Source organism: Chryseobacterium sp. BLS98, assembly GCF_001045445.1.
Classification (GTDB): Bacteria; Bacteroidota; Bacteroidia; order Flavobacteriales; family Weeksellaceae; genus Chryseobacterium.
The window spans coordinates 550,728-574,362 of sequence record NZ_LFNF01000003.1 but is presented as its reverse complement, the minus strand read 5'-3'; the positions used below and the strand labels follow the sequence as shown (position 1 = coordinate 574,362).

The following is a 23,635-nucleotide window of genomic DNA, read 5'->3' as shown; positions in this document are numbered from 1 at the left end:
TTAGCAAAAATAAAAATGATCACTCCATACCCTTTCCAACACTGATCAATTCTAACATTTTTAAAATGGCTCAGAAATTGTATTAATTTATACATTAAAAAATCATACTATGAAATCAAGAATATTTAAAGCATTGATTGCCATTATAGCACCTATTGCGATAGAATACATCGTAAAAAAAATATCTGAGAAATTAGATAAAAAAGAAGATAAGGGAAAAGAACCAAAGCAAATTACTGCTTAAAAGCAGAAGTAGTTAGAATTTAATTTTATTGAAAAGAGGCCGTCATTATTTGTACAGCCTCTTTTTTATTTCTGTCACTCAAGTAATGGAATTCAGAATCAGATCATTCATTGAGATGTAATCCATATCTAGCAATTCAAAAAATAATATTTAAAATATAAAAAATCTACGCAAAAAGACTGCGCAGATGCTATCTTATTTTGCCTTAAAATTGAGCAAAATGAGAACAAAAATAGTAGAAAAAATAAATGAAATAGAGAAAACACGGAATGTAAAAGTTCTTTTGGCCGTAGAATCGGGGAGCAGGGCATGGGGTTTTGCCTCTCCGGACAGTGATTATGATATACGCTTTATCTATTGTCATGAAAAAGATTGGTATCTTTCTCCCTGGGATAAAGATGAAACCATAGAATTTATGACTGAGGATGATCTGGACGGCTCAGGATGGGATCTTCGCAAGACTTTTCATCTGCTGCTGAAATCGAATGCAGCTTTATTGAGCTGGTTCTATTCTCCTATCATATATAAAGAGGACAAAAAGTTTGTCAAGTTGTTCAGGCCACTGGCAGATGCCTGCTTTTCTCCGATAGCCGTTTCTTACCACTATCTGAGCATGAGCAAGAAATACTTGGAAGCCTGCAGAAATGCTGAAGTAAAATTGAAAAGTTATTTTTACTGCTTAAGAACTGCGCTCACTGGAAAATGGATCATAGAAAAAGGAACGGTTCCTCCGGTTCTTTTCAGTGAATTGCTTGTTTTGGTTGATGGTGCCACAAAAACCAAAATAGAAAATCTTGTTGCCTTAAAAGCGACTAAAGGAGAATCCTATTACCACCCGAATGATTGGGAACTTTTTGGGTTTTTAGAGAAGACTGTTCTGGAAAACGAAGAGAAATCTAAAAGTCTTTCAGGGGGAAAAACAGATAAAAGTGAAATGGAAAGGATTTTTAGAGAAATACTAAACTTATAACAATGAAAACTACATTACAAACAATAATACAAGAAACTTTACAAAAAGAAAAAAGAAATCTATTTACTTTCCTGACTGGTGCAGGAATTTCCTCCGAAAGCGGATTACCGACTTATCGTGGAAGTGACGGCATCTGGATAAAGGGAACAAAATATCATAAACCAGAAGAATTTGGAACATTTAGATATTTTAGTCAGAATCAAGAAGAGGTTTGGCAATATAATTTATTTTGGAAAAAATTAATTGAACAAGCAACTCCTAATCAGGGACATTTTACTATTTCTAAAATAGAACAGTTACTTAATAAGAAATTTCAGTTGATTACTCAAAATGTAGACGGGCTTCATCAAAAAGCAGGGAGTAAAAATATATTTGAAATCCACGGAAATAAACAAACAGTACGTTGTGTTTCGGGTTGTGGTAATGTAATGCCTATACCATTGGAAATAAAATCTAAAGAACTGACTGAAGACCTTACAGAAAAAGATCTGGAGCTTCTGCATTGCCAAAATTGCGGAGACTGGCTTCGCCCAAATACATTATGGTTTGATGAATCGTACAATGAAAAATTATATTTCCTGAACTCTGCATTAAAGTCTGCAAAGAATACCGGAATTCTTTTTGTGATCGGAACTTCAGGAGCAACAACATTACCACAAATGCTTACTGAAACCGTTCTGCAATATGGAGGTTATGTGATTGAAATTAATACAGAAGAAAACAGTTATTTTTTTGAACGTTTTTCAAGAACAAAAAAATATATACTGATTAAGAAAAAAGCAAGCGATGCTCTTATGAACATAAAAGAAATAATTGAAGAATATAAATAAAAATGCATGAAAAATATAATCGCCCTATCTCCGATGTATACGGAAGATAGCAACAATTTGAAAAAAGCATCTCTCAATTCGCCTTACGCGTTGAACCGTTTCAATGCCAAATGGAATGTTCCGGAAGAATTCCGGAACGATGTTATTGCAGTTTATGGTGAAGATATTTATGCTGAAATCGTTTCTGACCAGTGCGGATTAACGCTTATGAAACCTAATGACAACTGGCTTTCTATAGTTTCTGAAGAATTTACAAAACGTAAAATCTCTTACGGGCAGTTGAAAGACTTTATCAGCCAGGAAAATATTTTCATCAAATGTTCTGATTTTAAAAGTTTCAAAGCAGGTGTTTATCAAAAAGTAACAGATATTAAAGGATTTGATTCTCTGGATCTGGGCAGCATGATCTTTACCTCAGAAGTGGTAGAATGGGAACTGGAAGTGAGATGTTTTGTTCTAAATAAGCAAATAAAAACACATTCTTCCTACTGGCGAAACAATGCTTTCGACACAGATCCGCTTTCTGAAACTGAGCAAAAAGATTTATTTGAATTGTTCAGTAATTTCATTCAGCAATATGCTGAAACGCTTCCCAAAGCCATTGTTCTCGATTTTGGAATTATCAAAGGAAAAGGCTGGGCGTTGATCGAAGCGAATCCTGCATGGTGTTCCGGACTGTATGCATGCGACGCAGAGAAAGCTTTGGAAGTAATTGTGGAAAGCTGTATAAAGAACTAGTAAAATTAAGTTATGACCATTGAATGCCTAAAAACCAAAAAACTCATCCTCTTCGAAGTCATTTCCGGAAGCCGCGCCTTCGGACTAGCCACAGAAAACTCAGATACAGATATCCGGGGAGTTTATTATCTGCCGAAAGAAGAGTTTTTCGGACTGAATTATATCCCTCAGATCTCCAATGAAACCAATGATATTACCTATTATGAAATCGGGAGGTTTGTAGAGCTTCTTCAAAAGAATAACCCCAATATTCTGGAAGTTCTGGCAAGCCCCGAAGACTGTATCATCCATAAAGATCCGTTGATGGACCTTCTTCGTCCTGAAGATTTCCTTTCCAAATTGTGTAAGGATACTTTCGCAGGTTATGCCGTTTCACAGATTAAAAAAGCAAAAGGACTGAATAAAAAAATCCTCAATCCTGTAGAAAAAGAAAGAAAATCTATTCTTGATTTCTGCTATATCCTTCAGAATCACGCTTCTGTTCCATTGAAAAAATGGCTTTCAGATAACGGAAAAGTTCAGGAAAAATGCGGATTGGTAAGCATTGATCATACAAAAGGTATGTTTGCCCTTTTTTATGATGAATCGGGAAGTTCAGGTTACCGAGGAATTATTCAGAATGAAGAAGCCAACCAGGTATCCGTATCTTCAATCCTTAAAGAAGAACAGTCTTTGGCTTATTTATTTTGCAATCTGGATGCCTATTCTACGTACTGTAAGGATTATAGGGAGTACTGGAAATGGGTTTCCGAACGCAATGAAGACCGATATAATGTCAACCAGGAACATGGCCAGAATTATGACAGTAAGAATATGATGCACACCATCCGCTTATTACAGTCCTGCGAACAAATTTTTAAAACAGGCTCTTTGCACATCCGTGTAGACAACAGAGAAGAATTGCTCGATATCAAAGCCGGAAACCTGTCCTATGAATCAGTAATGCAAAAAGCAGAAAAACTAATTTCGTCTATCGAGTATTATCATTCGGTTTCACGCCTTCCTGATTATCCGGATATCAAAAAGACAGAGAAAATCCTAATAAACATAAGGGAAAAATTATATCTTTAAATCTTAATATTCTTACAACTAAACTTCACCTTAATGGTTAAAATTTAAAATGTCAGGAATATTAAGATTATTTTTTCTTTGAAGCCTTAGCTATCGAGTTGTAGTCAAGACATATTTTTATCCAGTATTCGAAATCATCCTTTTTTTGAAAGCCTGCGGGTTCCACATAACAGTAGCCTTTAAGCTGCTTTCCCTTCATGATCATTGGAAGAAAACCTATTTTCTCCGAAACTTCCTCCTCCAGATCAGGATGATAGCGGCACATCAGGTTGTCATGGCTCACATTAATACACATTTTTCCATTCACCAGAAATGATAATCCGCTGAACATTTTCTTTTCACTGACCTCAATTCCGGGCACTTCAGAAAGTCTTTCCCGGATTCTGTCTGCAAGATCTCTACTGTAAGCCATATAATAATTTTAGAATTAAATTTAGTAAAAGCACCTTAACAAGGTTTATTTTCAATGTTAATAATTTACTTTAATTAATATAGATAAAATTTTATTTAAAATAATTATTGTTTTACGATAATTAATTATACATTTGCAATAGTTAAATAATTATTGCCATGAACCAGACCAAAATTATTTCGAGGATACTTTATTACATTTGCTCCGTAGTTTCGGCAGGCTATTTTATCATTACCGCCTATTCTGTGTTCTGCCTGGTGACGGGTTTTGCAGTAACCCCTTATGGAGAGGGTAAGTATCTTCACATCAATTTTCCCTTTACAGAAAAACCGTTTATGAATATTGATGATAATTATGCCTATATTATTTTCTCTTTTTTCGCGGTTTTACTTGCTTACGGGATATTTTTCTGGGTTTCAGCTCTGGTTTTCAGGGTATTCTTTCAGGAAAAACTGTTTACAGCGGGCAATATACGCCTGTTAATGATATTTTACAGATATAATATTTTCATTCCGTTGCCGTTGGTAATTGTGGCCAGTTTTTTTGTGGAAGTGGAAAGTGTTGTCTGGGGATTGGTTTTTATCCATTTCATGTTGGGAATTTTCTGTCTGTTTCTTGCAAATATCTTTAAGCAAGGACTACATTTGCAAAACGAACAAGATCTATTTATATAAAATGCCAATTATAGTCAACTTAGATGTCATGCTGGCCAAACGAAAAATGCAGAGTAAGGAATTGGCAGAAAAACTGGGAATCACCCCCGTTAACCTTTCCATTCTTAAAACCGGCAAGGCAAAAGGAGTCCGTTTTGATACTCTTGAAGCCATCTGCAAAATTCTGGAATGCCAGCCTGGTGATATTCTTGAGTACCGTGAATAGGGCTTCAGTTTCGGGATACGAGTTTCGGGGTTTCAGGTTTCAGGTCTTTAGTTATGAGGTTGAGAATAATAGGATTTAATTATACTCTTAAATAATCTCTCAATCTTAACCAAAAATCTTGGCTCCTGGTTCTTGGTTCTTAATTCCTGACTCTCTCCGACAGCTTCTCTCTTTTTCAGCAACCTCACAGGTCTGCTCTACCCTTCTATTATCCAAACCTTATCATATGAATACCTTAACCATCAACAATCTCAGCCTTATTTATAAAAATGGTTACCAAGCAGTTAAAAATATATCTATTGAAATATCGAACGGAATGTTCGGTCTGCTCGGGCCCAATGGCGCCGGAAAATCATCTTTGATGAAAACCATTGTAGGATTACAGAAACCTACCTCCGGAAATATCATTTTCAACGGGAAGGATGTTTTAAAAGATCCTGATCATATGAAACGAAATCTGGGTTTCCTTCCACAGGATTTTGGGGTTTATCCAAAAGTTTCAGCTTATGATCTCCTGGAACATATTGCCGTATTAAAGGGAATCACGAACGGTACAGAACGTAAAAAACAGATCCTGAGCCTGCTTGAAAAAGTTAACCTTTCAGAATTCATGAAGAAGGAGGTCCATACTTTTTCCGGAGGCATGAAACAGCGTTTCGGAGTGGCTCAGGCTCTGTTGGGAAATCCGAAGATTATTATCGTGGATGAACCTACTGCCGGTCTGGATCCTGAGGAGCGCAACCGTTTCAATGCCCTTCTGAACGAAATCAGCCAGGATGTCATTGTAATTCTTTCCACCCATTTGGTGGAGGACGTCAGAAATCTCTGCTCGGAAATGGCTGTCATGAACAAAGGGCAGATCCTCCGGCAGGGAAAACCGGCAGTATTGATTTCTGAACTGGAAAACAGGATCTGGTCGAAACCGATCAGCAAAGATGAGCTTGAAAATTACCATTCCAGCCATGAGATCATCAGCAGACAGCTGATTGAAAGAGAGCTCCACATTACTGTATTTTCAGAAGAAAAGCCTGAAGATTTTGATCCCGTAAATCCGTTGCTGGAACACGTTTATTTCCATACCCTCACCCAAAAACCTTAATTATGAATGCCTTATTTTTATTCGAAGCCGGACGCATCTCCAAGCACTGGCCAGCCTATCTTATAGCCCTGATTCTGACAAGTATAGGTATATTTTGTGGTAACAGATTCAACCTTACTGTTGGAGACGGGATTTACCTGAATTCACCTTATACGATTGGGTTTATGACAGGAATGCTGAGCCTGTCCATCCTGTTTATTGCTGTAATTTATGCCGTTCAGTTTCTTTTTAAGGATCATGATTCAAAATTTGACCTTCTATTATTTTCATTTCCTTTTTCCGGATGGACTTACCTGAGTGGAAAATTCCTTGTCTATTTTCTGCAGACTTTCCTTAGTTTTTCCTTTTTAATGACAGGCTTTCTCATAGGCCAGGTTCTGCGGATCGGAAGTGAAATGCAGAATTATTTTAATATTGGATATTATCTTTATCCTATGTTGATTTTCGGGTTTATCAACTGTTTTTTTGTATGCAGCTTCCTGTTTTTTGTTTCATTCACCGCTAAGAAAAAACTGTTGGTCGTTGTAAGCGGATTACTTTTATACGTAATATATATGGTCGTTTTGGTCTTTTCCAATTCTCCGTTTATGACAGGAAGCTTACCCCAGTCAATAGAAACACAGCAGATTTCGTCTGTTTTGGATCCGTTCGGATTATCGCCTTATTTCTTTGAAGCACGAACATTCTCTGTTCATCAGAAAAACACATTAATTGTGCCTCTTTCGGGATATTTATTACTTAACAGGATAATTTACCTGATCTCTTCTGCCGTATTTCTGATACTTACCTACCATTTATTTTCTTTCACAGATCATTCAAAACAAAAAGTAAAGAAAACCTTACAGCAACCCGAAATCACAACCAAGTCAGGGTTTTCTTATATGGTAGCTCAAACAGATTCTGGCTGGAAAAATACATTCAGATCCATGCTGTCCTTCGCAAAGATTGATCTGCTCTACCTTTTCAGGGGCATCATCATTCCTGCAGTTTCCATACTTCTGCTCTTTTTTATCGGGATGGAAATGTATGCTGAGATTGAAAAAGGCATCCGTCTTCCACAAAAATATGCCGGGTCAGGTCTTATGGCAACAACCATTTCAGAAAATTTTCCCCTGTTCGGTTTTCTGCTTGCAGCTTATTTTATTAATGACTTGTACTGGAGAAGTGATTCATCGGGTTTTTCACCAATCGAAAACACGACATTTTTTTCGGAAAGCAAGCTCACAGGCCATTTCATTGCCATCAGCATTCTCCTTTTTTTCTTTACCGGAATTTTAATAACCGGAGGCATTGTATTTCAGGCATTGTATGATTACCTTCATATCGACTGGAGCGCCTATCTGGGAGTTTTTCTTTTCAATACTTTTCCGTTAATGCTTTTTTCAGGATTTATCCTTTTTGTTAATACTTGCATCAGAAACAAGTTTATTTCTTTGGGCATTTCTGTTTTAGCAGTATTTCTTCTGACCGGTCCGGCTTCCGGTAAAATACTTCCTTATCCTCTTTTCAGAATATTTTCAGATTTTAAAGGGACTTACAGTGATTTCAACGGATATGGTCCTTACGCTCGCACTTTTGCAGAAAGACTTTTATTTGGTACCGGAGTCATTGCGTTTCTATGGATGATCAATAGAATTTTCAGGGCTAAAAAGCGCAGTCGTTTTATGGTTATTGCCGGCATTCTTTTACTCTCTTCAGGGATTTTTGCCGGTACATTTTTCATGAAAGGTTATATTCCTAAAAATGAAAGAAAAGCAGTTATAGAAGCTATCCGGTACGAAAAAGAATTTAAAAAATATGAAAACCTGCCGCAGCCTGAAATTTCAGATATTACCACCGAAATCAGACTGTATCCTTCAGAAAATGCATATGAAATTATGGGAAAATACACTCTGACCAACTTTACAGCTCAGCCAGTCAATAGAATTCTCATTAATTTCAATCCTGATCTCAAATTGGAATCCGCCGTTTTCCTATCCGGTTCCGAAAGTCTGAGAATTAATAAAAACATCTCTGAAATCGAATTAAAACAACCTTTACAACCTAATGAAAATGCTCACCTTGAATTCAAACTATCTTATCAATGGTATGCCGTAAATGGACATCAGTCTTTTAACGCCATCATAGGTAATGGTTCTTTTATGAGGATCAGCAGATATTATCCGGTGATTGGGTACCAGAAAACAGAAGAAATTCAGGATGAAAAACTGAGAAAAGAAAATCACCTTGGAAAGCTGGAAGAATCAGAAAAACCTGAAGCTCCCGAAGTGTTTAAAAAGGATTTCATTAATTTGAATATGATCATTTCCACTGAAAGAAACCAGACGGCAATAGGTACCGGAGATCTGGTCAGAAAGTGGACAAAGTCAGGGCGCAGCTATTTTAAGTATAAAGCAGAAAATATTCCGTTCCGCTTTGCTGTTTCTTCGGCCAATTATGAAGTAAAAAGTACGAGCTATAAAGGAATTAAAGTACAGGTTTTCTATCACAAAAACCATTTTGAAAACGCAGATCACCTCCTTGAAAATGCAAAAGTTACATTGGATTACTGTACAAAAAACTTCGGAAAATACCCATTCAAAACAGTCAATTTTGCTGAAATTTCGTCTTTTACGAGAGGATTTGCAGCAACTGCCTATCCGTCTGCCATTTTTATGCCCGAGGATATGGTTTTCCATGCCAACATTCATACCGATAAGAAGCAGGATGTCATCAACGAGCTTGCTGGGCACGAGCTTTCTCATCTGTGGTGGGGAAATAATCAGATTGATCCCGATGACAGACAAGGCGCAGTAATGCTTACCGAAACACTCGCCATGTACACGGAAATGATGCTGTACAAAAAAATGCATGGAAAGGAAAAAATGATGCAAAGAATAACAATGCACCAGCAGATCTACGACAGTGAAAAAGGTTTTTCTGAAAATATTCCGATTTACAAAGTAACGGGAGATGTCACGCACATATCTTATTCAAAAGGGGCTGTAGCTATGGTAAAGTTAAGTGACCTGATCGGGGAAGAAAAAGTGAATAAAGCGTTGAAGAGCTTTCTACAGAACAATCAATATCCCAAGAAACCTTCTTCTCTGGATCTGCTCAACGAGTTTTATAAAGTATGTCCTAATGAAGCCACGAGAAAGCAGATTGACCAATTGTTTAAAGCAATATAAACCATTCACGGACAAAACTCTTTAAACTAAATTAGACGCAAACATCTGCTTAATCTGCAAAATCTGCGAGTTATTAAAAATATTTTCTCGCAGATTTTGTAGATCGGGTAGATATTTTTTACTATTCAAACTATATAGCTTTAAGTTTTTTGAACTTTTTTGAAAAAGATGTATTTGATCTGTAACAAACTAAAAAAAATCACCACTAATTAATTGATATATCAATAATTGATTTATCAGTTTAAATTAAAGCAGAAAAATATGGAAAAGTTAAATTCAATCATCTTCTACAATATAGACAAAGCAATCAGGTCTTACAGGAATTATGCCCAGCGCCAGCTTAAAGCTAACGGATTTATCATTACCATCGATCAGTGGTTGATCATTAAAGCTGTTCTTGAAAATCCTGGAATTACCCAGAACGAAATTGGTGATCTGGTTTTTAAAGATAATGCATCGGTAACAAGGATTATTGATCTGATGGTAAAATCCGGATATGTGATCCGTCACACCCACTCTGTGGACCGAAGGAAAACTAATCTTGAGATAACGGAATCCGGAATAAAAATTATTAAAGATGTACAAAAAATTGTAGAAGGTAACAGAAAAAAAGCCCTGAACAATGTAACAAAAGAAGAGCTGGAAGTAATGAATAATGCTCTGCTCAAAATATCAGAAAACTGTATCAATCCTAAAAAATAAACACAATGACCAGATTATTTCTGCTCTTATTAACATGGACACTGGCCTTACTAAGCAGCCTGTTTTCAGCACAGAGTACACAGAATTTTTCACTCTCAGGAAATATCAGCGGAGGAAAAACCGAGCAAATGGAAATCAACCTGTTTGATTCCGGAAATGCATTGATAAAAACAGAAATTGCAGAACAGAATGGTAAATTTATCTTCAATGATCTTAAGGAAGGAAGTTACCGTTTAAAGATCAGCAGAAACGGCGCCGAGGTATATCAGTCGGAAAATATCCAGATAACAGAAAATAAAACACTATCTCCTATAGACCTTAGTGTAAAAACCATCGAAGGAGTGACGATCACGAAAACCAGGCCCTACATTGAACGTCAGGATGGAAAAATGATTCTTAATGTTGAAAACAGTATTGCAAGTACCGGAAATTCTGCTTTTGAAGTTTTGGAAAAAGCTCCGGGTGTGAATGTGGACAACAATGACAACATCAGTCTTCGCGGAAAAGGAAATCTGCTGGTACAGATCGACGGTAAAAATACTCCGATGACAGGAAGTGATCTTGCTGCTTATCTGCGCGGAATTCCGTCTTCAACATTAGAGAAAATAGAATTTATTACCAATCCGTCTTCAAAATATGATGCAGCCGGAACATCAATCATCAATATCAAACTAAAAAAAGATCAGCGAAAAGGGACAAACGGAAGTATTTCGACTGCTCTTGGTACCGGAAAATTCATCAAAAACAATAACAGCTTCAGCATCAATCACAGGAATAAGAAAGTGAATATTTTTGCCAATTACAGCTTTGCCTACAGGGAATTCTACAATCACCTGGTTCTGGACAGGAATTTTTATAGTGATGGTGCTTTTGATAAGGCTTATCTACAGGATAATTTCCTGAAGTTCAATTTCAGGAACCATATTGCCAAAACGGGAATGGATTATTATATGAATGATAAGAATGTTTTGGGATTCTCGGTAGGCTTTGTGAGCAACAAATTTGATCCAAAAGGTGACAACTCCAGTCTCATACTGGGAAGTGACCATCTTCCTACGGGTAGTTTTACCACTCAGAACCGTTCTCATGACCACTGGAAAAATATTTCATTCAATCTGAACCATAAATATACAATTGATTCACTGGGATCTGAAATTACTACAGATTTTGACTTCATCAATTATTCGAATACTTCTCTGCAAAATTTTGAAACAAGGAATTATGAAAAATCGGGAAGTCTGAAAAATCTTGATATTCTGCAGGGTGATATCAACGGAAATCTGAACATTTATTCTCTGAAATCTGATCTTACAAAAAATCTGAAAGACAGCTGGAAACTGGAAGCCGGCATCAAAACAAGTTTTGTAAAAGCAGACAATGACCTGAAATTCTTCAATGCAAGCTCAGGAACTCCTGAACTGGATCTTAATAAGACCAATCATTTTATTTATGAAGAAAACATCAATGCTGCCTATGGAAATGTTTCTAAAAAGTGGGAGAAGTTCAGTGCTACATTCGGTTTGAGAGCTGAAAATACAATTGTGAAAGGAACCCAGCTCACTACCAATCAAGTAAACAAAAAGAATTATACACAGCTGTTCCCGAGTGCGGTTTTCTCTTATAATATAACAGATAAAAGCAACCTGGAGATCAATTTCAGCAGGAGAATTACGAGACCCAGCTACAATCAATTAAATCCTTTCAAATTTTATCTGGATCCAACCACTTATAAAGCAGGAAACCCGGATCTGAACCCACAGACAACGATGAACTATGAGCTAACTTACGGTCTGAACAGTAAGTATTTTGCTACATTAAGCTACAGCAAAACAAAAAATAATATCACGGATGTCATTAAACCTGTTACGGAAAATGGGGAGAATATTACGGTTCAAACGAATGAAAACCTTAATTCTGCATCGTATGTGGGACTTTACCTGATTGCTCCTGTAAAAGTAACGAAATGGTGGGAAATGAATAACAGTGCCAATTTTTATTACGGATCTTATACAGGAAATGTTTCGGGAACCCAGATTAATAATAAAGGGAATTTCACCTTCAACCTCAACAGCATTAATTCTTTTAAACTGGGGAACGGTTTCAGTGCTGAACTTACCGGAAATTACCAGGCAAGGGAGGTTTATGCCTATATGGATGTAAAACCGAACTGGTACCTGAACATCGGGGCTCAGAAGAAATTTAAGAACAACAGCACACTGAAATTTTCTTTCAATGACATTTTCTTCACAAGCAATCCAAAGGCGCAAACGATTTTCAATAATTATGTAGAAAATTTTGTGGTGAAAAGAGATTCCCGCGTGGCAACAATTTCCTATACCTATAATTTCGGCTCTTCTAAAAACGGACAGCCCAGAAAAACCGGCGGTGCGGATGATCTTAAACAGAGAATCGGAGCCTAAAGATATAGATGGTATGCTGATGTTTAAAAGGCTTCTACTCCGCTCAGCCTGACAAAAAAATTATTAATTGTAGGAATATCAGCTGATAAAGCTTATGTATTAAGCAAAAAAAATCCCTCAATTTGAGGGATTTCATTATATATAAGATTTAATCTTAAGCTTCAGTTGAAGGATTTTGATTTTCCTGTGGAGCTTGTTCGGCAGATCTTCTTTCACCTTCCGGTCTTGCATTTTCTTCCTGTCTGGCAGGTCTTTCAGGTCTTCCTTGTCCTTCTGGTCTTGGTTTTCCTTCCGGTCTTGGAGGTCTTGGTAAAAGTACTTTTCTTGAAAGTTTCATTTTCTTACGGTCATCATAACCCATGAACTTCACTTCTACTTCATCACCTTCTGCGTAAGGAACTTTGTCTAAACGAGCCCATTCTATTTCAGAAATGTGAAGAAGTCCTTCGGTACCTTTCGCAATCGCTACAAAAGCTCCGAAATCCATTACTTTCACAACTTTCCCTTTGTAAACCTCTCCTACTACAGGAACAAAAGTGATTTCGTTGATCTTGGCAACAGCAGCATTGATTTTTTCTCTGTCTGTACCGGCAATTTCGATACGTCCGATCTCACCAATCTCTTCGATAGCGATCACAGTATCTGTATCTTTCTGCATCTGCTGAATGATTTTTCCACCAGGCCCGATTACTGCACCAATGAAGTCTTTAGAGATCTCCATTACCACCATTTTCGGAGCGTGAGGCTTCACGTCTGCTCTTGGTTCAGCGATTGTTTCTGTGATTTTATTTAAGATATGTAATCTTCCGTCTTTAGCCTGCATCAAAGCTTTTTCCATGATGTCCATAGAAAGTCCCTGGATTTTGATATCCATCTGGCAAGCGGTGATACCGTCCTCAGTACCTGTAACTTTAAAGTCCATATCTCCTAAGTGATCTTCATCTCCTAAGATATCGGAAAGTACAGTGAATTTACCTGATTTGGCATCAGTAATAAGTCCCATTGCAATACCTGAAACCGGTTTTGTAATCTGTACACCGGCATCCATCAAAGCTAACGTTCCTGCACAAACTGTTGCCATTGAAGACGAACCGTTTGATTCAAGGATATCGGAAACAATTCTGATGGTATATGGGTTTTCTTCAGGGATAACTGCCTGTAATGCTCTCTGGGCAAGGTTTCCGTGTCCTACTTCTCTTCTTGAAGTTCCTCTTAAAGGTCTTGCTTCACCGGTTGAGAATGGAGGGAAGTTATAATGCAGGAAGAATTTTTCGTCGTGCTGAGAAATAACGCTGTCCACCATGTTGGCATCTTTTACAGAACCTAATGTTACAGCAGTCAGTGACTGAGTTTCTCCTCTTGTAAACACTGCAGAACCGTGAGCTCCCGGAAGGTAATCAATTTCCGACCAGATCGGGCGGATCGTCTGAGGATCACGGCCATCAAGACGGATGTTGTCTTCAAGGATCATCTGACGCATTGCTTCTTTCTCTACATCATGATAATATACTTTTACGAAAGGAGTTACTCTTTCCAGTTCTTCGGCATCATCTGCATACTGTGCAAGGAATTCTTCAAGGACAGCCTTGAATTTTTCTCCTCTTTCTTCTTTTCCGGATGGCGTTTTTGCCACTTCGTATACTTTATCGTAGCACTCTTTCCAAACTTTCTCACGAATAGCTTCGTCGTGAGTTTCGTGGCTGTATTCTCTTTTCGGGAAAGCTTTACCTACTTTTTCAGCTAATCTTTCCTGAGCTTCAATTTGTTTTTTAATTTCAGCATGACCGAAGATGATCGCTTCCAGCATTTCCTGCTCAGAAATTTCTTTCATCTCCCCTTCCACCATTACGATAGAATCTTTGGTAGCTCCCACCATAATATCAAGCTCTGAATTTTTCAGTTCTTCATAGCTAGGATTAATGGCCAATTGACCGTCAAATCTTACCACTCTTACTTCAGACATCGGTCCGTTGAAAGGAATATCGGTAATAGCGATAGCCGCAGAAGCTGCCAAACCTGCTAAATCATCAGGAATTGTTTTTCCGTCATAAGAAATTAAAGAGATCATTACCTGAACTTCGGCATGGAAGTCTTCAGGGAAAAGCGGACGTAGAACCCTGTCTACCAAACGCATCGTTAATATCTCCTGATCGGAAGGTCTTGCTTCTCTACGGAAGAAATTTCCAGGAATTCTTCCACCTGCATAGAATTTTTCTCTGTAATCTACCGTTAACGGTAAAAAATCTACACCAGGATTTGCTTCTTTATTGGCTACAACTGTTGCTAAAAGCATAGTTCCACCCATTTTTACTACAACAGATCCATCAGCCTGCTTAGCTAATTTCCCCGTTTCAATAGTGATTTCTCTGCCGTCTGCAAGAGTAATCGTTTCTGTAAACGCTTGAGGTACACTCATAAATTTGTCGTCTTAATACTCCGTATTGAGTATGAATTAATATTTAAACTCTTTAAATTTTCGTCTGCAAAGGTAACATATAATAATGAAATATTAAATTTTCAATCCCGGAAATAGCAATCCGGATGGTAAGATTCCGCTTATATGTTTCAACAAAGCAGCCTAAATTACTTACAGAATGTTCAGCTTAATCATCCCATTTCATCATTTAAAGCATTTTTTCAAAAAAATTAAACAAAGAATCCGGTCATTTTCGTATTATTGTCTCAAAAAGTGAAAATAATATTTATATCCTATTAAAGGCTATTGGTTGCAGAAACAGCCTACTTCCCTTATATTTGCCCTGCTTCTCAAAATAGATATGCAGCAGACGAAACCAACTGAAAGAGCTAATCGTTCTTTTTCAAAATAAATAAATGTTTATGATCAATAAAGAAGTAACACAGAGCAGGAATTATACAGTTCCTTTAATCACAATCACTTTGCTCTTTTTTATGTGGGGGTTCATCACCTGTATGAATGATATCCTGATCCCCTACCTGAAACAGCTTTTCAAACTCACTTTTTTCGAATCGATGCTGGTGCAGTTCTGCTTTTTCGGAGCTTATTTTATCGGTTCCCTGATCTATTTCCTGATCTCTATTTCAAAAGGAGATCCTATCAACAAGGCAGGATATAAGAAAGGAATCATCTTCGGTATCTTTCTGGCCGCTTTTGGCTGTGTCTTATTTTATCCGGCCGCCACTTTTTCTTATTATCCTCTGTTTTTGGGGGCTCTGTTTATTCTCGGGCTGGGTTTCACCGTGCTTCAGATTACAGCAAATGCCTATGTATCCTTGCTGGGCAGTGAAGAATCTGCTTCCAGCCGCCTGAATATGACGCAAGCTTTCAATGCATTCGGAACAACAATTGCCCCGGTACTTGGCGGACATTTGATCTTTGAATTTTTCTCATCGCCGGACGGTTCATTCAGCGCTGTGGCAACCAGAATTCCTTATCTGATCTTTGCCGGTATTCTTTTATTGGTTGCTTTATTGATTTCCAGGGTAAAACTGCCGTCTTTCCAGACCCAGGAAGAGGAAATTGTAAGAGGCTGGGGAGCTCTTCAGTTCAGTCATCTGAAATTTGGGGTTTTTGCCATGTTCTGCTATGTGGGCGGAGAAGTGGCGGTAGGAAGCTTCATCATCAGCTTCTTGGAACAGCCTCAGATTATGGGCTTTAATGAAATTATCAGCAAAAATTATCTTTCCCTGTATTGGGGTGGTGCCATGATCGGCCGTTTTCTTGGGGCCATTTCTTTAAACCAGTCATTAAGCCAGGGCAAAAAGGCAATATATATGCTGGGGGCAGCAGCAGCTGTTTTTCTTGTGATTTTCAGTATCGTAGATCTGAGCTTTGCCCAGATCAGTTTCTTCATAGGTTTTATTGTACTTAATTTTATCGCTTTCTTTATCGGGAAAGCAGCTCCGGCTAGAACCTTATCTATTTTTGCAGCAGTGAATGTGGTGCTTCTTATTTCAGCCATGGTCAATCACGGTGAGCTGGCGATGTACAGTATTTTGGGAATCGGAATTTTTAACTCCATTATGTTTTCCAATATCTATACGCTGGCTATTTCAGGATTGGGCAAATATACAAGCCAGGGATCTTCTTTAGTGGTAATGGCTATACTGGGAGGTGCTATTGTTCCTATCTTTCAGGGATATCTTGCAGATCAGGTAGGTGTACAGCATTCATTTATCATTCCTGTATTCTGTTACCTAGTGATTTTGATCTTTGGAGCATACTGCAGCAAATATTTAGGTCATGTGGAAAATACTGAAGCAAAATCCGGACACTAGATTTTAAAGCAATATTTTAATTAATCATATAAAGTGAGATGTTTCATAAACGTCTCACTTTTGTTTTAGTCAAGAAAATGTAACTTTTATACTAAATAATATACTTATCGGATAATCAATACCTTTTATTATGAAGATTCAGTTACAGCTCGAATATTTCGCTTTTTTACTGCTGGGAATATTGGCTTTCAAGCAGACGGAACTTTCATGGTGGTGGTTTGCCGGGCTGTTTCTCGCTCCGGACATTTCGATGCTTGGATATACCGTGAATAATAAAACAGGGGCATTTTTCTATAACTTATTCCATCATCTTGGGCTGGCTGTTCTCATCTATCTTGCCGGGACTGCTCTTTCTCTTCCTTATTTTCAGATGGCAGGCGCCATTTTATTTGCCCATTCGGCATTTGACCGATTACTGGGTTATGGATTGAAATATCCGGACAGTTTCCAGAATACCCATCTGGGAAAGATTGGAAAAGAAAAGAAATAAGTGCACAAAAAAAGCAGCTTCTTTCGAAACTGCTTTATCTTGACAATCTTTGTAGATTATTTTCTTAAACCTAGTTCAGCGATGATCGCTCTGTATCTTGCGATATCCTTATTTTTAAGGTAATCTAGTAAACTTTTTCTCTTACCTACCAATTTCACTAGAGATCTCTCTGTGTTGAAATCGTGACGGTTAGCCTTTAAGTGTTGAGATAAGTGATTGATTCTGTAAGTGAAAAGAGCAACTTGTCCTTCAGCACTTCCAGTGTCTGTTGCAGATTTTCCATGTTTTGCGAAAATTTCCTGCTTTTTTTCTGTTGTTAAGTACATTCCAATATTGTTTAATGATTATTATGTAACGGGTGCAAAATTACAACTATTTTTTAATTCGGCCAAACATTATTGATTTCGTGTATCAAAATTAATAGAAAAAAATGTTAAAAATTTCTTAATAAATTGTATGTCATCCAATGAAAAGGCAGTAATTTTGCATACGAATTACACAATGAAAAAATTTATATTCTTTACAGCGTTCAGTACTTTTTTATTAGTCGGTGTTATTTCAGTGAAAGCACAGAAAAATGCAGACAGTAAAACAAAAAAGATCTTATACTTCAATCCCGAGGTAGAACCTGATATTGAAGAAATTAAAGAACCTACCAATCTTGCTTTTTTCAGTGCTGTTTCCGATAACTTCAGCGGGAGAAAGAATAAAATACTCAGAGCCGAGGTTCAAATTCCTTTCAATAACATTGAAAAACAGATTATTACTGATTACTGTGTCAATAACGATGCTGATTTTGCCGTTGTTCCCAAAGTAAGGTACTTTAAGGTAGGAATTGGTAAATATGTGTTTTCCAACCAGGTGGTGGTCAGTATGAAACTTTTTGATGCAGGTGGCAATCTGCTAACGGAAACAGATTATGATACCTACCGTAAAAACATGCGTCTTCTGGGCTCTACCGAAAACTCTATCAAGATAGGAACTGACGGGGCAATAAAAGATATTCTGAAAAAACTCAGAAAGCTTAAATCTTCGGTTGAAACAGAGTTATAAGGGTAAATAGTCAATTTTGCTGCGCAAGTTAATGGTCAATTGGGATGTCTATAAATTAACCATTGACTTTTCACTATTCACAATCATTGTTGTTTAGCTGTGAATGGTCAGTTCTGCTGCGCAGGTCAATAGTCAATTGATGCGGCTTATAAAATTCACCCTTGACCTTCACCACTTGCCTATAATCAATATCTAACTGTAAATGGTCAGTTCTACTGAGCAGATCAATGGTCAATTGGGGCTGCTTATAAAATTCACCATTGACTCTTCACAATTCACATTTTCGCACCTCATTATTTTTCCAACAATTTTCAATAAACCTCAAAACGTCCTGATTATTAGAACAATATTTTCATCATGTAGTGAATAATTAAATAAAATTTATTAATTTTAGTCGACAAACTAAAACTTATTCCATATGAAAAATTTAAAAAAGCTCAATAGAGAGCAACAGAAACAGATCAATGGAGGCGCTATTATCAAATGTAGCGCATCCCAACCGTGCTTCATTGGCTATTGCTGCTGGGGAGCATGCATGGAGTATGCCTGTATTGAAGAATAAGGACAGATTTTCATTTAACTGTAGAATTACTGAATATGAAAAATCTCAAAAAACTGACCAGAAAAGAGCAGCAGAGGATCAATGGTGGCAATCCTGCCAGAAAATGCCTGATCCATGAACAATGCAGATTCGGAGAATGCTGTGAAGGGGGGACCTGTATGCCCTCCCAATATCCTTTATGTGGACCTATTCTTGAATAATATAGGTTTTATGAATTAAAATTTAATTTTTGAACATCCGCTCCGGCGGGTGTTTTTTGTTTCAAAAGTATATTATAAAGCATTTTACAGTTTAATTAATCCTTAATTTTCCTGCTTTCCTTCATAGTCTTAAATATTTGAATTATTTTTGCATATCCAAAAAATTTCACGTTTTGAATTCCAGAGACGAACTTATCTTTAATCCTGCCGATATTGCCGAAACTCTTAGCAACCTTCCTGCTGACGAGAGGCTTCTGGCATTTTTAAAAGTTCCGAAAGAGTACAAAGCAGAAGTTTTTTCCCATCTTGATCCTGATTTCCAGGAAGAAACCATCAGAAGTATCGGAAGCGAAGAAGTTTCTGAAATCCTGAACGGAATGACACCGGATGACAGGACTTCACTTTTTGAGGATTTTCCGGACGAGCTGATCAAGTATTCAATCAACCATCTTAATCCGCAGGAAAGAAGGATCGCCCTGAAGCTTTTAGGCTATGATTCTGATTCCATTGCCCGTCTGATGACTCCTTATTACATCCAGATCCGTAAAGAATGGACAGTAAAAAGATGTCTGCAGCAGATCAAAAAAGTCGGTAAAAGAGTGGAAACCATGAACCATCTGTATGTGGTAGACGAAAGAAACCGCCTCATTGATGATATTGCGTTGGGAAGCTTGCTTTTAGCCGAAGAAGATACGCTGATCTCAGACATCACCGACAATCATTTCGTTGCAATTACCACAACGACTTCCAAGGAAGACGCAGTAACCTACTTTGAAAAATATGACAGAACTGCCCTTCCCATCATCACAGAAGCCGGTGTTCTTGTAGGTATTGTAACCATCGATGATATCCTTGATCAGATTGAGCAGCAGAATACGGAAGATATTCAGAAATTCGGGGGACTTGAAGCCCTGGATGATCCTTATACTCAAACATCCCTGATGGAAATGGTGAAAAAAAGGGGAACATGGCTGATTATCCTTTTCTTTTCAGAAATGCTTACCGCCTCTGCAATGGGTTATTTTGAGGATGAAATTCAAAAGGCTGTAGTTCTTGCACTGTTTGTCCCTCTTATTATTTCCAGTGGAGGAAATTCCGGTTCCCAGGCAGCAACCCTTATTATCAGGGCTATGGCACTTCAGGAAATTGGTCTTAAAGACTGGTGGTACGTCATGAGAAAAGAAATCTTTACGGGATTATTCCTGGGCGGTATTCTTGGAGCTATTGGTTTTTTAAGAATCCTGATCTGGCACAAAATAGGACTTTTCAATTATGGAGAGTACTGGCCTTATGTAGGTTTAAGTGTAGCCGTTTCCCTGGTTCTGATCGTCCTCTGGGGAACACTTTCCGGCTCTATGGTTCCTTTTATCCTTAAAAAACTGAATCTCGACCCTGCTACTTCTTCTGCCCCGTTTGTAGCCACCCTGGTCGATGTTACCGGACTTATTATTTATTTTTCCGTTGCGGGACTTTTCCTGACAGGAAAACTTTTGTAATTTAGGCAGACAAAGTCTGAATATGAAAGTTGTTTCTCTAGTCCCCTCTATCACAGAGGCATTATTTGATCTTGGCCTTACTGAAAATGAAGTGATCGGAAGGACCAAATTCTGTATCCACCCTGAAGGTAAAATAAAAGGAGTACCTATTATCGGTGGCACGAAAAACATCAATATTGATAAAATTAAGGCTCTCAAACCGGATCTTATCCTGGCCAATAAGGAAGAGAATGTCAAAGAGCAGGTGAAAGCGCTGATGGAAGACTATAAGGTTTTAGTAACAAATATCGAGACCATCGAAGATAATTATTATCTGCTTAAAAACCTCGGAAATATCTTTAATAAAGAAGAAAGAGCCCAACAGTTCAATCTTAAGATTTATGATGTTCTGGAACAGTCTAAACTTGAATCACCAACAATAAAAGCAGCTTACCTCATCTGGAAAAATCCTTATATGACTATAGGTTCGGATACTTTTATCCATAAGATTTTAACAGAAATAGGTTTTGAAAATATTTTTAAAGATAAAACCCGATACCCCGAAATTCAAATGGAAGATCTTGCCGATGCAGATGTGATCATGCTCTCTTCCGAACCATTTCCCTTCAAAGAAAAACATATTGAAGAGATGAAAGCATTTTATCCTGATAAAAAGATCATGATTGTAAATGGAGAAGCTTTTTCCTGGTATGGAACGCATATCGCTAAATGCGGGGATTATTTCAAAGAATTATTGACAGAAGTTCATGCCGTGCAGCAGTAAAGAAGCAAAAAAATTTAGACACTTAAGAATATTTAAGTTTGTTTAAAAACGCAGAGAAGAGCACTTAAGTTTATTGAAAATCAAAGATTTTCAATTTTTCTAATGACAGAAATTCGTCGGATCAAAATTCCCCTCCCCGGTGGGGTGGCTAAAATTCAAAGAATTTTTGACGGGGTGGTAAAAAACTTTAACCAATCTCAATTGTTGACTGAGGCCCTTGAAGTCAATAGTTTCCATACATTCTGGTGGCTTCGAGTGCCTCAGCCACCAGATATGCCAGCTGGTTCGTTCCTCAAACCCTAAACCAATAAAAAAGCTCCGATCTTTGATCGGAGCTTATATTTAATATTTCAAATTGAACATTCAATTACAAAATCTTGGAAACCTCATTACAAAGCCATTCCAGCAATTCGCGGTCCTCTTTTGTGAAAGGATCCACAGTATGGGAATCAATATCGATCTGGCCTATATTCTGACCGTCTTTAAAGATAGGAACTACGATCTCAGCTTTTGTATCAATGGAACAGCTTAGGTAATTGCTTTCCTGGTGAACATCCGGAACTACGAATGTCTCATTGGAAACGGCAACCTGTCCACAGATACCTTTTCCGTAAGGGATGATGGTATGATCTGTAGGGGCTCCTACGTAAGGACCTAATTTCAGTTCATCCTTATCCCCGTTCTTAAAGTAGAAACCTGTCCAGTTGAAGTAGGAAATCTCCTGATCCAACAGGTGGCATACTTTCTCAAGCTTTTCCTCTGTATTATGTTTGGGACTTTCAAGAATGGAAGAAAGTCTTTTTTTTATTTCTGACATTTTATTTATTTTTAGGAGAATTGTTTGAAGGAAAGTTCTTCTTTATAGCCGAACATTCCACGTTCTTTTATCATTTCTGCAACACCTTCAGGAACCTGGTTTTCCCAGCCTTTAATGCAGCATGCAATTTTTCTTAAGATCTCTCTGGAATAGATTTCCAGGAACTCCGGGTTATGGTTGGTAATATCTACAATACGGTTATTGTGCTTGAAATATTTGTAAAGCTCTTTTAAATTCTCTTCCACTTTAAGATTCGAAGAATCCAGTAATTCATGGGTTTCAGGATCTTTGTACGGATAAAGGTATACCCTCATGCCATTTCTGAAGAACTTTCCGAATGCTTCCAGAATCCCTCCCGAAAGATCTTTATAATATTTCTCGTCAAATACCATCAGAAGGTTATTCACTCCCATGGCAACCCCAATATCTCCGGTGGTGTAAGAGGCAAAATAATCGATCAGTCTGTAATATTCCGAGAAGTTTGAAATGATAACGGTGTATCCCAGTTTGCCCAGAATGTCCACCCTGTCCATAAAGTCCCTTTCATCGATGTCACCATCTGCCCTAAGGTTTGAAATGGTAATTTCAATAAGCACTTCTGTTTGCTCATGGGTACAGGTAGCGTCTTTCTGAAACATTTCAAGACCGTTTTTAAGCATATCGATATTCACCTTCGTTACCGGTCTGAAGCTTCCTCTTACCGCAAATATGTTTTTTTTGTATAAAACATCGGCAGGCAGCATGTTGCTTCCCTGGGAATTGAAAATCACAGCATCTGTCATTCCATGCTTCACCAGCTGCAAAGACATCAGTCGGTTATCTACATAGTCAAAAGCAGGTCCGCTGAAATCGATCATATCAATTTCGAGACCGTCTTTTGCAATGTCGTCGTATAAAGATTCAATTAAAGTTCGTGGATTGTCGTAGTAGTTAAAAGCACCGAAGATAAGGTTTACTCCCAGATTCCCCAAAGTTTCCTGCTGCAGAGTAGCATCATTTTCGTTAAACTTTACGTGGATTACTATTTCATTGTAATCTTCGTTTTCTTTTGTCTGGAAACGGATTCCTACCCAGCCGTGGCCTTTCAGTGTTTTGTCGAAATTAATAGTCGTTACCGTATTTGCATAGGAGAAAAATTTTCTGTTCGGATTGTTTTCCCTCGAAATCCTTTCTTCAATTAACGCAACTTCATACCGGAGCATTTTGCGAAGTCGATTCTGGGTAACATACCTGTTTTTTGCTTCTTTTCCGTAAATGGCATCACTAAAATCTTTGTCATAAGCAGACATTGCCTTAGCAATTGTACCTGAAGCCCCTCCTGCTCTAAAAAAGTGACGAACAGTCTCCTGCCCTGCTCCAATTTCTGCGAAAGTACCATAAATAGTAGGATCTAGATTAATTGTTAATGCTTTTTGTTTAGGAGTTAGTTTCTGATACATTAGGACGTAAAATTTTTCGTAAA

The 23,635-nt window shown here is 37.7% G+C and carries 23 protein-coding genes; 18 read left to right on the top strand and 5 right to left on the bottom strand.

Going from position 1 to position 23,635, the window contains the following annotated elements; genetic code table 11:
• Positions 1–109 precede the first annotated feature (109 nt).
• The 5 genes from ACM40_RS20855 to ACM40_RS13845 all read left to right on the top strand — a co-directional run bounded on the left by ACM40_RS20855 (position 110) and on the right by ACM40_RS13845 (position 3,853).
• The gene (locus ACM40_RS20855; RefSeq protein WP_262483722.1) at positions 110–244 is read left to right on the top strand and encodes a hypothetical protein; all 135 of its coding nucleotides are present in this window, start codon (positions 110–112) and stop codon (positions 242–244) included.
• A gap of 220 nt (positions 245–464) precedes the next feature.
• The gene (locus ACM40_RS13860) at positions 465–1,214 is read left to right on the top strand and encodes a DNA polymerase beta superfamily protein (protein WP_048503349.1); all 750 of its coding nucleotides are present in this window, start codon (positions 465–467) and stop codon (positions 1,212–1,214) included.
• 2 nt (positions 1,215–1,216) lie between these two features.
• Positions 1,217–2,044, top strand: coding sequence for an SIR2 family NAD-dependent protein deacylase (locus tag ACM40_RS13855; RefSeq protein ID WP_048503348.1), 828 nt, complete (start codon positions 1,217–1,219; stop codon positions 2,042–2,044).
• A 6-nt stretch (positions 2,045–2,050) separates the two neighbouring features.
• Complete coding sequence (locus ACM40_RS13850; protein ID WP_048503347.1) at positions 2,051–2,782, top strand: ATP-grasp domain-containing protein; 732 nt, start codon at positions 2,051–2,053, stop codon at positions 2,780–2,782.
• Between the two features lie 12 nt (positions 2,783–2,794).
• Entirely contained in the window at positions 2,795–3,853 is a 1,059-nt protein-coding gene (locus ACM40_RS13845) for a DNA polymerase beta superfamily protein (protein ID WP_048503346.1), read from the top strand.
• Between the two features lie 67 nt (positions 3,854–3,920).
• Here the strand turns inward: ACM40_RS13845 and ACM40_RS13840 are convergent, their stop codons facing one another.
• The gene (locus tag ACM40_RS13840) at positions 3,921–4,265 is read right to left on the bottom strand and encodes a TfoX/Sxy family protein (RefSeq protein ID WP_048503345.1); all 345 of its coding nucleotides are present in this window, start codon (positions 4,263–4,265) and stop codon (positions 3,921–3,923) included.
• A 158-nt stretch (positions 4,266–4,423) separates the two neighbouring features.
• Between ACM40_RS13840 and ACM40_RS13835 the strand changes: the two genes are divergently transcribed.
• From ACM40_RS13835 to ACM40_RS13810, 6 genes are all read left to right on the top strand, one after another.
• Entirely contained in the window at positions 4,424–4,939 is a 516-nt protein-coding gene (locus ACM40_RS13835) for a DUF2975 domain-containing protein (protein ID WP_048503344.1), read from the top strand.
• Position 4,940: 1 nt separating this feature from the next.
• On the top strand, positions 4,941–5,144 hold the full coding sequence (locus ACM40_RS13830; protein ID WP_040995723.1) for a helix-turn-helix domain-containing protein: 204 nt from the start codon (positions 4,941–4,943) through the stop codon (positions 5,142–5,144).
• 226 nt (positions 5,145–5,370) lie between these two features.
• Entirely contained in the window at positions 5,371–6,243 is an 873-nt protein-coding gene (locus ACM40_RS13825) for an ABC transporter ATP-binding protein (protein WP_048503343.1), read from the top strand.
• A 2-nt stretch (positions 6,244–6,245) separates the two neighbouring features.
• Entirely contained in the window at positions 6,246–9,413 is a 3,168-nt protein-coding gene (locus ACM40_RS13820) for a M1 family aminopeptidase (protein ID WP_048503342.1), read from the top strand.
• Between the two features lie 261 nt (positions 9,414–9,674).
• Positions 9,675–10,115 (top strand): MarR family winged helix-turn-helix transcriptional regulator, encoded by a 441-nt coding sequence (locus ACM40_RS13815; protein ID WP_048503341.1) that lies wholly within the window; start codon positions 9,675–9,677, stop codon positions 10,113–10,115.
• 5 nt (positions 10,116–10,120) lie between these two features.
• The gene (locus ACM40_RS13810) at positions 10,121–12,535 is read left to right on the top strand and encodes a TonB-dependent receptor (RefSeq protein ID WP_048503340.1); all 2,415 of its coding nucleotides are present in this window, start codon (positions 10,121–10,123) and stop codon (positions 12,533–12,535) included.
• A gap of 154 nt (positions 12,536–12,689) precedes the next feature.
• On the opposite strand, the gene ACM40_RS13805 is transcribed toward ACM40_RS13810, so the two are convergent.
• Positions 12,690–14,951 carry a polyribonucleotide nucleotidyltransferase gene (locus tag ACM40_RS13805; RefSeq protein ID WP_048503339.1) on the bottom strand — a complete coding sequence of 754 codons (2,262 nt, stop codon included), beginning with the start codon at positions 14,949–14,951 and terminating at the stop codon, positions 12,690–12,692.
• Positions 14,952–15,373: 422 nt separating this feature from the next.
• Between ACM40_RS13805 and ACM40_RS13800 the strand changes: the two genes are divergently transcribed.
• Together ACM40_RS13800 and ACM40_RS13795 are read left to right on the top strand one after the other, a co-directional pair.
• Positions 15,374–16,792 carry a sugar MFS transporter gene (locus ACM40_RS13800; RefSeq protein WP_048503338.1) on the top strand — a complete coding sequence of 473 codons (1,419 nt, stop codon included), beginning with the start codon at positions 15,374–15,376 and terminating at the stop codon, positions 16,790–16,792.
• Positions 16,793–16,922: 130 nt separating this feature from the next.
• Positions 16,923–17,282 (top strand): DUF4260 domain-containing protein, encoded by a 360-nt coding sequence (locus ACM40_RS13795; RefSeq protein WP_048503337.1) that lies wholly within the window; start codon positions 16,923–16,925, stop codon positions 17,280–17,282.
• Between the two features lie 56 nt (positions 17,283–17,338).
• Here ACM40_RS13795 and rpsO read toward each other — a convergent pair whose 3' ends face one another.
• On the bottom strand, positions 17,339–17,608 hold the full coding sequence (rpsO, locus tag ACM40_RS13790) for a 30S ribosomal protein S15 (RefSeq protein WP_040995712.1): 270 nt from the start codon (positions 17,606–17,608) through the stop codon (positions 17,339–17,341).
• Positions 17,609–17,783: 175 nt separating this feature from the next.
• On the opposite strand from rpsO, the gene ACM40_RS13785 reads away from it, so the two are divergent.
• The 5 genes from ACM40_RS13785 (at position 17,784) to ACM40_RS13770 (ending at position 21,356) form a co-directional block, all read left to right on the top strand.
• The gene (locus ACM40_RS13785; protein WP_048503336.1) at positions 17,784–18,335 is read left to right on the top strand and encodes a hypothetical protein; all 552 of its coding nucleotides are present in this window, start codon (positions 17,784–17,786) and stop codon (positions 18,333–18,335) included.
• Positions 18,336–18,799: 464 nt separating this feature from the next.
• Positions 18,800–19,015 carry a hypothetical protein gene (locus ACM40_RS20605; protein WP_048503335.1) on the top strand — a complete coding sequence of 72 codons (216 nt, stop codon included), beginning with the start codon at positions 18,800–18,802 and terminating at the stop codon, positions 19,013–19,015.
• A complete protein-coding gene (locus ACM40_RS20910; RefSeq protein ID WP_410492736.1) occupies positions 18,951–19,097 on the top strand; it encodes a hypothetical protein in 147 nt (48 codons plus the stop codon). The genes ACM40_RS20605 and ACM40_RS20910 overlap by 65 nt, the downstream gene beginning before the upstream one ends.
• A 173-nt stretch (positions 19,098–19,270) precedes the next feature.
• Positions 19,271–20,593, top strand: coding sequence for a magnesium transporter (gene mgtE, locus ACM40_RS13775; RefSeq protein ID WP_048503334.1), 1,323 nt, complete (start codon positions 19,271–19,273; stop codon positions 20,591–20,593).
• Positions 20,594–20,615: 22 nt separating this feature from the next.
• Entirely contained in the window at positions 20,616–21,356 is a 741-nt protein-coding gene (locus tag ACM40_RS13770) for an ABC transporter substrate-binding protein (protein WP_048503333.1), read from the top strand.
• Between the two features lie 367 nt (positions 21,357–21,723).
• Here ACM40_RS13770 and ACM40_RS13760 read toward each other — a convergent pair whose 3' ends face one another.
• The gene (locus tag ACM40_RS13760; RefSeq protein ID WP_040995703.1) at positions 21,724–22,173 is read right to left on the bottom strand and encodes a GAF domain-containing protein; all 450 of its coding nucleotides are present in this window, start codon (positions 22,171–22,173) and stop codon (positions 21,724–21,726) included.
• A gap of 11 nt (positions 22,174–22,184) precedes the next feature.
• Positions 22,185–23,612, bottom strand: coding sequence for a nicotinate-nucleotide adenylyltransferase (locus ACM40_RS13755; RefSeq protein WP_048503331.1), 1,428 nt, complete (start codon positions 23,610–23,612; stop codon positions 22,185–22,187).
• Positions 23,613–23,635: the final 23 nt, after the last annotated feature.